Below are 9167 nucleotides of genomic sequence, written 5' to 3'. Positions count from 1 at the left end.
TATATCTGAAGATCTATTGTCCGGTTAATGTGTCCTTACTTGTCCGCTAATTATGTCTCAGACTGTCCGCCGAATATGGCACAGATGTCCGTTTAGCTCGACAATCTGCATAGTTTTTTTGTTCTTTTCCATTTGTATCTCCTCTCTGCCTGATTTCAGGCAATAAAATAAGATCCGTTATTCGATTGAACTCCGGATCGTCAATGGTTATGTAATATATACTTGTTTTTCGTCTTCGTAATTTGCGCAGACAAAAACCGCCCCAGGAAAGGACGGTTTCGCGTTGTAATACTCAAACCCAATTTTCTAATTTTAATTCTGGTACGCGCTCGAACTCTTTGACGTTGTTCGTTACAATTGTCAGATCCATAGCCTTTGCATGAGCAGCAATTAGCAAATCATTAGGGCCAATTGGCGTACCCATTTTTTCAAGATGTGCGCGAATCTCTCCATATTCTACGGCAGCCGAATCATCGTAGGGAAGGATTGCAATATTTGACAAGAAGGAAGCAAGCGCTATTTGATTTTTTACCGGATTACTGCTTTTACTTATTCCATATTGCATTTCTGAGAGAGTTATTGCAGAGATACAAAACTCAGACGGATCATGAGCAAGAAACCGTTCAAGAACCGATATTGGTCTTTGCTTAATCACATATATCACAATATTGGTGTCAAGCATATACTTTTTGTTCATAATGATTCCCTTTTTTCGGCTATTAATCCCCCACGGCTGTCTTCCATAAAATCATCTGTAAATAGATCTAATGACTGGATCAGACCCGCCCATCTATTTTCTTTTGGGACAAGAATAACAATATCGCCTATACGATTAATATTCACTTCATCCGTTTTAAATCTAAAATCTTTAGGGAGACGTACTGCCTGACTTCCGCCATTTGAAAAAACCTTTCCAATTTCGACCATAAAATCACCTCCATTCGATTTTAGTATATATCTGTGTATATACATTTGCAAGGGGGTAATTTGCCGCATTCAAAAACCGCCCCGGAAGGGACGGTTCTTGTTTTTTTGATTAACGGATCGATTATACCTGTTTTTTCAATTCCTGCACTGCGTCTTCTTCGGCAATCGTGTGAAGCCCCGGATAAACGGCGCGCATCGTCGATAGCGGAATTTTGTCCGCCAGGATCGCGCTTGACACGCCTGTCTGAATATACAATGCGCGGTACATGAAGCCGATCCAATGCGCAGCGGCGTTGTCGAAGACCTGATCATCTTCTTTTGCTTCTGTCCACGGTAAGTTCGTTAGCTCCGGTCGGATAAAATCCAGGTTTTCTTCCGGAGTGTGCATCTGGTAGCGCGAATACTGCGTATCCCATTGCCGTTTGCAGAAGTCAGAGTGAAGATAAGCGGGAACAAACGCTACGAATGTATCGTATATATAATGATTGGCAACATATTCGAAAATGTTGCCCTGCACATTGCAGATTGCATATTCTACGCTCGTCATTCTTTTTTCTCCTCTTCTATGATTTCGGAAAGAAATTTGCCAGAACGATTATATCTTGCCGCCATCTCATTCACAACGTTTTGGCCTTCCTTCCTTTTTTCATCTGAAAACCGCAAGGCGTTTTCCGCCTCTTTTCCGCGGATCGCGCGTTCGGTTAATATTGTGATCTGTTGGCATGCGAAGGGCGTTTTTGCTACGGCCTGTTCCCCGTAATCAACGCTGTCCAGACATTGTATCAGCGCAATATCGGTTAACCCGTTTTCTTCAAAACGCCGAATCGCTTCATTCATGCGATCATCGGCAATTGGACCTACTACAAGGTCCGCCTGTTCCAATCGTTTCTTTGCCTGTTTCGCCAAAATTGATTTTGCAAATTCTTTCGATTGTTTCCTACAGGCCAGCACTGTCCATAACCAGTCTTTTCCGGTCAAATACAATCGTCGGGCAGTTGGTATTTTTGTCAGATCAATTTTAAGCTCATAGAAAACCGGATTTCGATCTGAAACCACAAGCCCTTTGACTTGATTCGGATTTGTCCCCATGTAAAATCCGCGGCCAAAATCACAATTTTCACGACTGCAAGGACGAATTTCACCCTTCAGTCCGCCACGTGAACCGTGTAAAAGATAGATTTCCTGTTTGTGGCAGATATCCATTGACACTGTTTCCTCCTTCTCGAATTATAACATGTTTGACGGCATGCCGCTCACTTTTCTTCTGATTTGGCCGGAAGCCGGAAGTGTGTATTTGCAGAATTCTCTGCAGTCACAAAACAGGCAGTCCTTTTCTTCCAATGAATCAGAGGGTATTCCATCCTTCATCATCTGAAGGTACGGCTGCATCTGTTTATCCAGATCGTCCGGGGTTCTGCACCAGATATCACTCGCGGTAATAATGTTGTCCGTATCCCCAAAGAAACTCTGATCTTAATCAAACCAGTTTGGCCCGTACGACTTCTTTTCCAAGAAGTAATAGCTGGATTTGAGGTTTTTGTATCCCAACTCTCTGAGATACAAAATGCCGGCATTCAGCTGCATATAGCGATCAAAGGAGGACTTTTTCGGCGTCTGCGACCATGCTTTGTTCTGCCTGGTTTTGTACCAGACTGCTTCCGCCTGATCTCCGCAGGCAAAGACGACATTGGGATGGATAAACTTTGTTTCGTCTCCGATCACGATATCTTTCCCTGCCGGAAAAGAAGGCTTTCGCACTTCTTCCTTCAGGTAGCGCATGATGCGCTGGTGATCATGCAGCAGAATTTCCTGCTGCTGATATACCTGGTACTCACATTCCGGATAACGGGTAATCATATAATTCATGACAGCCTTCCGGTCCGCGTGTTTCCCAGTCAGCCCGTAGATCAGCGCATATTTTATCGTGCTCTTCACAATCATGACGCGATAATACTGGCTGCCTTTTTCCGTATTACCATCGCTTCTGTATAGAGCCGTTTTCTATGGCAGAGGTCTGCCATATTGAGCGACGAAATACTTCCGCCGTGCGCCTTCGGGGTATAAGATTTGTACTCCTGAAGAATTGTTTTTACGTCCATTTTTCTCCTCTCTGCCTATATTCAGGCAATAAAATAAGATCCGTTATTCGATTGAACTCCGGACCATCAATAGTTATATAGTATGTGGTTGTTTTTTGTATCTGTAATTTGCCGCATACAAAAACCGCCCCGAAGGGGACGGTTTTGTGTTTTTGTATTATAAAAAATATGGCGAGAAAGCCCACGGTTTTAACCGTAGGATGAATCGCTTTAAAAAATATAAGCTTCATTTTGCCAGTTCCTTAAAAGTGCGATCATATTTCTTACATAAGCGGTCAACACAATTATTTACCTCATTCCGACTAATATATCCGTCTGGCGAAGCAATATTTTCAATCATTTTTGCCGCTAATGCGTAATCTTTTTTTGACATTTTTTGCATAGTCATAACAGTCTGCTTCATTGTCGGGATCATCTTTTTTCCTCCTTTTTCACCGCGGCATATATTGTTTTGCCTGTCTGTAGAAAATACCAGTTGCCGTACTTAGATCCAGCCGTGAATTTTCTCTACTCGCAATTGGTATCCCAAGGACCGCAATACCGATGCAATGGTATTGTAGGCGATTTTGTCTACATTTTTTTGGTTTCTTATTTCTTGTATTGCGGATGGCGATACAGAGGCTTTTTTTGCGAGGGCTCTTACAGAAAGATGCTTTTCTTCCATTTTTTCAATTATAAATTCAGAAAGAAGAAAATCTTCATATTCTTTTTCAAATATATTTTTCTGTTCGGGATTATTTGTGATAAATTGGTCAAATGTTGTCATTCTTTTCCCTTTACGAAAGTTTCTATTCTTTTTCCGGCTGTTTTCCGAATTTAATGCACATATCAGCATATTTATCCACATTATTTTTAAAATTCTGCTTTAATTCTTGAATATTCTGTCCATGGAAGGAAATAGAATCATTTATGCCAATAACCGTTCCAACAAACAACTCATCGTCTTCATCGTATTCAATCATTGCGCGATATCCGTTATATTCCATAATATTTTTCATTATTTTACCCTTTTTATTAGGACGGAAGGCCCGCCGATCACGATCAGTTCAGCGGGCATACCTTTTCCAAACTGTTTTCGGTATTCCTTCGCAACTTCTTTCAAATAGAGGTCAATATTGTCTTTTGTAAATTCAACTCTGCTTTCAGATGACATTTCGCACTTCGCTTTCTACGATGTTAAACCGCATAAACTCCGGGATCGCTGTTTTTTCCGACTCTTTCAGCGCGACGTCGTTTCTGCCCGCAACTGAAACAGCCCGGAGGCTGGCCGGATAAATCGGCTTTTCCAGCCTGCACCGCCTGATGTCATCGTATTCGCTGTCAAGCGGCACGTCATTTTCCCGACTGAATTAGTCAAGCATGGCAAGAAGATAAAGACTTTCAGGATACCATTTCCGTTCATAGTAGGTTCGGATGTCATGGCTCTCCAGCGTTTCGATAAGGAAGTCAATATCACCCAGCTCCTTGACCCTATGGCAGACAGTACTTTTGAAGTTTTCAAAACTGCTGCGTTTGAGGAAGCAGGGAGCGAGCAATTCCTCCATGGAAACATTCAGCGCACGGGCAATCTTATAGATTGTTTCGGCGCTGCATTTTTCCAGTTGTGCTTTGCCGCTGCAAATATCGTTTACTGTCGCATAGGGAAGCTCGCTCGCCTTGGCAAGCCGGTAAATAGACATTTTTTTATCTTTTAATTTCTCTTGGATGGTCATCGTTCTTCACCTGCCTTTATCTATATTATATCGGTCAACCGATATAGCGTCAATACTGGTCTAATAAATTCCATCGCCGTATGCAGGTCAGAAACCAATGATCAATGACCACACATCCGTCTCGCAGTGGCCGTATCTCGCCCTCTGGACGGCATATTTGATTCCTCTTTTTCTCCGTCCGATGGCTAATATCGGATGAAATCCTCTCCAGATTTTTCCTCAAAGAAGGAACCTGATTTGGATTGAGGCAAAAAAATGCACATGAAATTGCGGAAAGCAATGTTTGATGTTAAAATAATAAAACAAGGAGGGGCATTCCAATGGAAAAAACAGCAAATCAGCTTGGAAGGGTTTTGTATGATACAAGCCGGAATCCAGCGCTGGATATGGCGGTTAAGAAAATCCTCTCACAAAGACCGATCCTGGCGTTTATCCTGAAAAACGCGGTATCCGACTTTGAAAATTTTTCCATGGATGAAATCCAGGGGATGATCGATACGCCGCATATCTCATCCATTGCGGTAGATCCCGGAAGCACCAACGATATGATCACCGGGGAACCAAAGGATTACGGGGAAACCGGAGAAGGTCTTACTGTATACGATATCCGGTTCGATGCAGCCATACCTGGAACAGAGGAAGGTGTGACGTACGACGTCATGATCGATGTCGAAGCGCAGGCAAATGAGTACAAACTATACGATATGGAGACACGCGGCATTGCCTACTGCTGTCGGATGATTTCGGAACAGATGGGCAGGGAGGCGAGGAACAGCCATTACGAAAAGCTTCGAAAGGTATACTCCATTTGGATCTGTATGAATTGTTCACAGAATGACGCAAATACGATTTCTGAATACCAGATACAAAAGGTGCGGCAAGTCGGAAACTATACAAAGAACCCGAGAACTGACCTGCTCCGCGTAGTAATGATCCGTCTTCCAAAAGACGACGGACAGGAGAAAACACAGAACCAGGCAACAAAAATTACAGAAATGCTATCCACGCTTTTGTCGAAGAAAATCAGTCCGGAAGACAAAATACAGAATCTGGAAGAAAATTATGACATACCAGCCACAGAGGCAATCCGTAAGGAGGTGAACAGTATGTGTAACTATAGTAACTATATTTTGAATGAGGGAATCATTCTTGGCGCAATTGACACAATGAGAGACTACGGTATTTCTGAAGAAAAGATCCTGCAGCAGATCATGAAGAAATATCAGATCTCAGAAGATGACGCAAAACGTCTGATGGACGAAGAAAAAGAGCTTGTCTGATTTGCAAAAGCATTCCCCCAAAGGTTGCCACACTATTTTCTTAGTGCGGCAGCTCTTTCCAATTTGTCTGGCCGGCATGCGGAGTAAAATCTAGTGAACACAATTGCATTTTTCCTTCCGCTTATGTCTTGTTTCGAACCTGCATATTGGTAAAATCAATCATATCGTGTTCTCCATCTTCAGATAATTCCGTCTCAGAATATAACGTTTCTTGCACCATTTTTGTTCACATCTTATATGTCAAAGTAAACATTTCTCTAACCAAAACTCATTAAAGGAAGGTAATTATGAAAAAGAAATTTTTTAAACTTATCCCGACAGTTCTAACGGCCACCATGATAATTTCCGCAGCATTACCTGCCTATGCGGATACAAAGCCCGCCGCTTCTGCATTTTCTGATGTCGGATCGAGTGCGTGGTACCACGACGCGGTATACTGGGCAGCGGACAAAGGCATCACAGCCGGAACGACCAAAACAACCTTCAGCCCGATGAAGTCCTGTACCAGAGGAGAGATTGTCACGTTCCTGTGGAGATACGAGGGATCTCCGAAAACATCCCTTGCCGGAAATCCGTTTAAGGACGTCACGGATCAGTATTATGCCGAGGCTGTGATGTGGGCGAAAAACAACAAGATTACGGCAGGAACCTCCGAAAATACTTTCAGCGGGGAACGAACTATCGACCGGAAAGAGGCCATCACTCTTCTGTGGAGACTCGAGGGCAGCAAAGAGCCGACAAAGGATGCAGGTTTCAGCGATATCCCTTCCGGAAAGTATTATTCCAAGGCGGTCGCATGGGCTGCGGAGAACAACATCACCAACGGTGTCGGAAACAACCAGTTCGGCCCGGACAATCCCTGCACCAGAGCACAGATTGTAAAGTTTATCTCGAATACAGACAGCGTTCAGGCGGATGATGGTAAGAAGGACGATACGACGAAGCCGGACGATACAAAGAAGCCGGATGATACAAAGAAACCGGACGACGGCAAGACAACGGACGACACGAAGAATACGGACGACACAAAGACTCCGGACGGCACAAAGAAGCCGGATGACGGTAAGGTGACGAATGACACCAAGAATCCAGATACTGGAAGCACCTCTGAAGATACCAAGCAGACGGATACCGGCACAACTCCTACTCATGAGCACAAGTGGGAGCCGATTACGAAAACGGTGCATCATGAGGCGGTAACACATGAGGAACCGGTATACGAGGAGAAATGGGTAGAGGATAAGCCGGCATGGGAAGAGACAGTTGTTGAGAAAAATTCATATTACAAATGCAATAATTGCGGATATACCAGCACAGACGAAGAAGCCATGGGAAACCACATACTTGATAAACATATGAATGATAAGCGCAGCAGTTATAGCTTTATCCCTGAACAGGATCAGACCATTTACCATGATGCTGAAGGTCATTACGAAAAAGTACAGAACGGGACCAAAACCGTTGTAAACAAACCTGCATACGATGAGGTCGTAACGACCGGATACAAATGCTCCATCTGCGGCGCAACAAAGTAATCTTTATAAATAACATCCCCTCTATAAGATAAAAGGGCGTGTGAAAAAACGAAAAGTTATTTCACACGCCCTTTTTATTTTAGGGAAAGCGTGGCCATTTCAGTTGAAATTGAGCATAATCCCCCTTACCCCATAAGATAGCGGCTTTGGTATCTTATGCGGCTTTCTTGGATTTCATCTGTTTGTTGTGATATTTATAGAGATTGTGCCCGATAGAAACGAGAAATACTTCGAGCCGTACCGAATTTATACCTCTTCGCACTATCCGTTTGTACCAGCGATCATTCTTCATGATCCCAAAGGTACCTTCTGCCTGTATGGATCGATTCATTCTCAAGAGCGCTCCGTGGATGCTTTCCAGGTTGTCTATCACTTCCTGATGCATGGCAGTAAGCTCATGGTTGATTCTCACAGTCCGGTTCTGATCGCCCTTTTTGCATCTTTCTGCATAAGGACATCCAGAGCAATCCTCGCATCGATATATTTCCTCCTGCCGGCCATAGTTGTTCCCCCTTACATGGCGGCGGTACTCAAGATGAAAGGCCTTTCCGTTAGGACATCTCATGACCCCGTCTGCCCCGATCGGGAAGTTAACGGCCCGAAACGGATTCTCATGGTATTTCCGATCAGTTGTTTTCTTCTTGAACATGGTGAACTTCATGTATTTTTCCATACCGTTTTGTTCACAAAAGATGTAGTTGTTGTAAGAACCGTATCCGGCATCTGCGACCGGGTACTTCGGATAAAAGCCGTAGATATCCCGGAACTTATTCATAAGCGGAATAAAGCAGTCCATATCTGACCGGTACTGGTTCACATCGATCACAGCGATATATTCGTCAGCAACACCAACCTGAACATTATATGCGGGAAGCAGTTGATCATTCCCCATGTAGTCGGTTTTGATCCGCATGAAAGTGGCAGAATGGTCTGTTTTTGAGTAGCTGTTACGTCCTTCTCCACAGATACGGATCTTTTCAACGTATTCCTCCAGCTTTTGTGCATACTCCATTAGCTTCTCATAATGGCGCTGCTGGACTGTCTTATGATGGCCCCTGCCGTGTTTGAACTGAGTTTCATCAAGCTGCCAGACTTCCACATATTTTTCTGCGGCTTCCCGGATATACTCTGGCGCATACTCGGTATTGATGCAGAGTTTCATGCCCGTATAAGCCAGTTCCTCATTGATTTCCTGGAAGAGTGCCGTGATCTTGTCAAACAGGCGGTATCTTGATTTTTCCGGTGCTTTCTTCCATACCCACGTATACTTGTTTGCATTGGCTTCGAACTTGGAACCGTCGATGTACAGATGCTGAAGATCCACATGTTCTGTTTCGAAGATTTTATGATTGATGTCATTGAATATTTCTTCGATGGAATCTCCAAGTACTTCATTGATGAAGTAGCCAAAGGTACGATAGGAAGGTCTCTCGTGCTCCATAAGATACATGAACCGGAGATTAACCCTGCACTGGTCCTCCAGTTCCCGTAAGGAAATGTAGTCATTCGTCATAAATCCGAACAGTACTGTTTTCAGCATGCTGACCGGGTTATATCTGAGTCTTCCAGTATAGTGCTTCTGGATGTTTTTCAGATATTTCTCCAGATCGATTC

General features: G+C 43.6%; 13 protein-coding genes. 2 read left to right on the top strand and 11 right to left on the bottom strand.

The window, feature by feature from the left end; genetic code table 11:
* Positions 1-292: 292 nt before the first annotated feature.
* The 10 genes from vapC to ACTNDI_RS13770 all read right to left on the bottom strand — a co-directional run bounded on the left by vapC (position 293) and on the right by ACTNDI_RS13770 (position 4738).
* Positions 293-697: a type II toxin-antitoxin system tRNA(fMet)-specific endonuclease VapC gene (gene vapC, locus ACTNDI_RS13815; RefSeq protein WP_441101543.1), complete on the bottom strand. Its 405-nt coding sequence runs from the start codon at positions 695-697 to the stop codon at positions 293-295.
* Positions 694-927, bottom strand: a complete 234-nt coding sequence (gene vapB, locus ACTNDI_RS13810) for a type II toxin-antitoxin system antitoxin VapB (RefSeq protein ID WP_441101542.1) — start codon at positions 925-927, stop codon at positions 694-696. The genes vapC and vapB overlap by 4 nt, the downstream gene beginning before the upstream one ends.
* Before the next feature lie 121 nt (positions 928-1048).
* Entirely contained in the window at positions 1049-1474 is a 426-nt protein-coding gene (locus ACTNDI_RS13805) for a hypothetical protein (protein WP_441101541.1), read from the bottom strand.
* Positions 1471-2130 (bottom strand): DUF3990 domain-containing protein, encoded by a 660-nt coding sequence (locus ACTNDI_RS13800; protein WP_441101540.1) that lies wholly within the window; start codon positions 2128-2130, stop codon positions 1471-1473. Before ACTNDI_RS13800 ends, ACTNDI_RS13805 begins: the two co-directional genes overlap by 4 nt.
* A gap of 270 nt (positions 2131-2400) precedes the next feature.
* Complete coding sequence (locus tag ACTNDI_RS13795; protein WP_441101539.1) at positions 2401-2793, bottom strand: hypothetical protein; 393 nt, start codon at positions 2791-2793, stop codon at positions 2401-2403.
* Between the two features lie 71 nt (positions 2794-2864).
* The gene (locus ACTNDI_RS13790; protein ID WP_441101538.1) at positions 2865-3026 is read right to left on the bottom strand and encodes a hypothetical protein; all 162 of its coding nucleotides are present in this window, start codon (positions 3024-3026) and stop codon (positions 2865-2867) included.
* A 226-nt stretch (positions 3027-3252) separates the two neighbouring features.
* Positions 3253-3441: a hypothetical protein gene (locus ACTNDI_RS13785; RefSeq protein ID WP_441101537.1), complete on the bottom strand. Its 189-nt coding sequence runs from the start codon at positions 3439-3441 to the stop codon at positions 3253-3255.
* A gap of 69 nt (positions 3442-3510) precedes the next feature.
* Complete coding sequence (locus tag ACTNDI_RS13780) at positions 3511-3792, bottom strand: hypothetical protein (RefSeq protein WP_441101536.1); 282 nt, start codon at positions 3790-3792, stop codon at positions 3511-3513.
* A gap of 22 nt (positions 3793-3814) precedes the next feature.
* Complete coding sequence (locus tag ACTNDI_RS13775; RefSeq protein ID WP_441101535.1) at positions 3815-4024, bottom strand: type II toxin-antitoxin system HicB family antitoxin; 210 nt, start codon at positions 4022-4024, stop codon at positions 3815-3817.
* 351 nt (positions 4025-4375) lie between these two features.
* Positions 4376-4738 carry a helix-turn-helix domain-containing protein gene (locus tag ACTNDI_RS13770; protein WP_441101534.1) on the bottom strand — a complete coding sequence of 121 codons (363 nt, stop codon included), beginning with the start codon at positions 4736-4738 and terminating at the stop codon, positions 4376-4378.
* Positions 4739-5058: 320 nt separating this feature from the next.
* Here ACTNDI_RS13770 and ACTNDI_RS13765 point away from each other — a divergent pair, with 320 nt between their 5' ends.
* Both ACTNDI_RS13765 and ACTNDI_RS13760 read left to right on the top strand, forming a co-directional pair.
* Entirely contained in the window at positions 5059-6018 is a 960-nt protein-coding gene (locus tag ACTNDI_RS13765; protein ID WP_441101533.1) for a PD-(D/E)XK nuclease family transposase, read from the top strand.
* 287 nt (positions 6019-6305) lie between these two features.
* Positions 6306-7553, top strand: a complete 1248-nt coding sequence (locus tag ACTNDI_RS13760; protein ID WP_441101532.1) for an S-layer homology domain-containing protein — start codon at positions 6306-6308, stop codon at positions 7551-7553.
* Positions 7554-7707: 154 nt separating this feature from the next.
* Here ACTNDI_RS13760 and ACTNDI_RS13755 read toward each other — a convergent pair.
* On the bottom strand, positions 7708-9167 hold a 1460-nt coding region (locus ACTNDI_RS13755), incomplete at its 5' end, for a transposase (protein ID WP_441101531.1).

The organism is Bilifractor sp. HCP3S3_D3, assembly GCF_052063915.1.
In the GTDB taxonomy this organism is placed as follows: Bacteria; Bacillota; Clostridia; order Lachnospirales; family Lachnospiraceae; genus Bilifractor.
This window is presented reverse-complemented; position numbering and strand designations above follow the sequence as displayed.

What these genes read in the sequence shown, in the direction of transcription:
- vapC (WP_441101543.1), bottom strand. Translation starts at nt 697, where the DNA reads ATGAACAAAAAGTATATGCTTGACACCAATATTGTGATATATGTGATT.
- vapB (WP_441101542.1), bottom strand. Translation starts at nt 927, where the DNA reads ATGGTCGAAATTGGAAAGGTTTTTTCAAATGGCGGAAGTCAGGCAGTA.
- ACTNDI_RS13805 (WP_441101541.1), bottom strand. Translation starts at nt 1,474, where the DNA reads ATGACGAGCGTAGAATATGCAATCTGCAATGTGCAGGGCAACATTTTC.
- ACTNDI_RS13800 (WP_441101540.1), bottom strand. Translation starts at nt 2,130, where the DNA reads ATGGATATCTGCCACAAACAGGAAATCTATCTTTTACACGGTTCACGT.
- ACTNDI_RS13795 (WP_441101539.1), bottom strand. Translation starts at nt 2,793, where the DNA reads ATGAATTATATGATTACCCGTTATCCGGAATGTGAGTACCAGGTATAT.
- ACTNDI_RS13790 (WP_441101538.1), bottom strand. Translation starts at nt 3,026, where the DNA reads ATGGACGTAAAAACAATTCTTCAGGAGTACAAATCTTATACCCCGAAG.
- ACTNDI_RS13785 (WP_441101537.1), bottom strand. Translation starts at nt 3,441, where the DNA reads ATGATCCCGACAATGAAGCAGACTGTTATGACTATGCAAAAAATGTCA.
- ACTNDI_RS13780 (WP_441101536.1), bottom strand. Translation starts at nt 3,792, where the DNA reads ATGACAACATTTGACCAATTTATCACAAATAATCCCGAACAGAAAAAT.
- ACTNDI_RS13775 (WP_441101535.1), bottom strand. Translation starts at nt 4,024, where the DNA reads ATGAAAAATATTATGGAATATAACGGATATCGCGCAATGATTGAATAC.
- ACTNDI_RS13770 (WP_441101534.1), bottom strand. Translation starts at nt 4,738, where the DNA reads ATGACCATCCAAGAGAAATTAAAAGATAAAAAAATGTCTATTTACCGG.
- ACTNDI_RS13765 (WP_441101533.1), top strand. Translation starts at nt 5,059, where the DNA reads ATGGAAAAAACAGCAAATCAGCTTGGAAGGGTTTTGTATGATACAAGC.
- ACTNDI_RS13760 (WP_441101532.1), top strand. Translation starts at nt 6,306, where the DNA reads ATGAAAAAGAAATTTTTTAAACTTATCCCGACAGTTCTAACGGCCACC.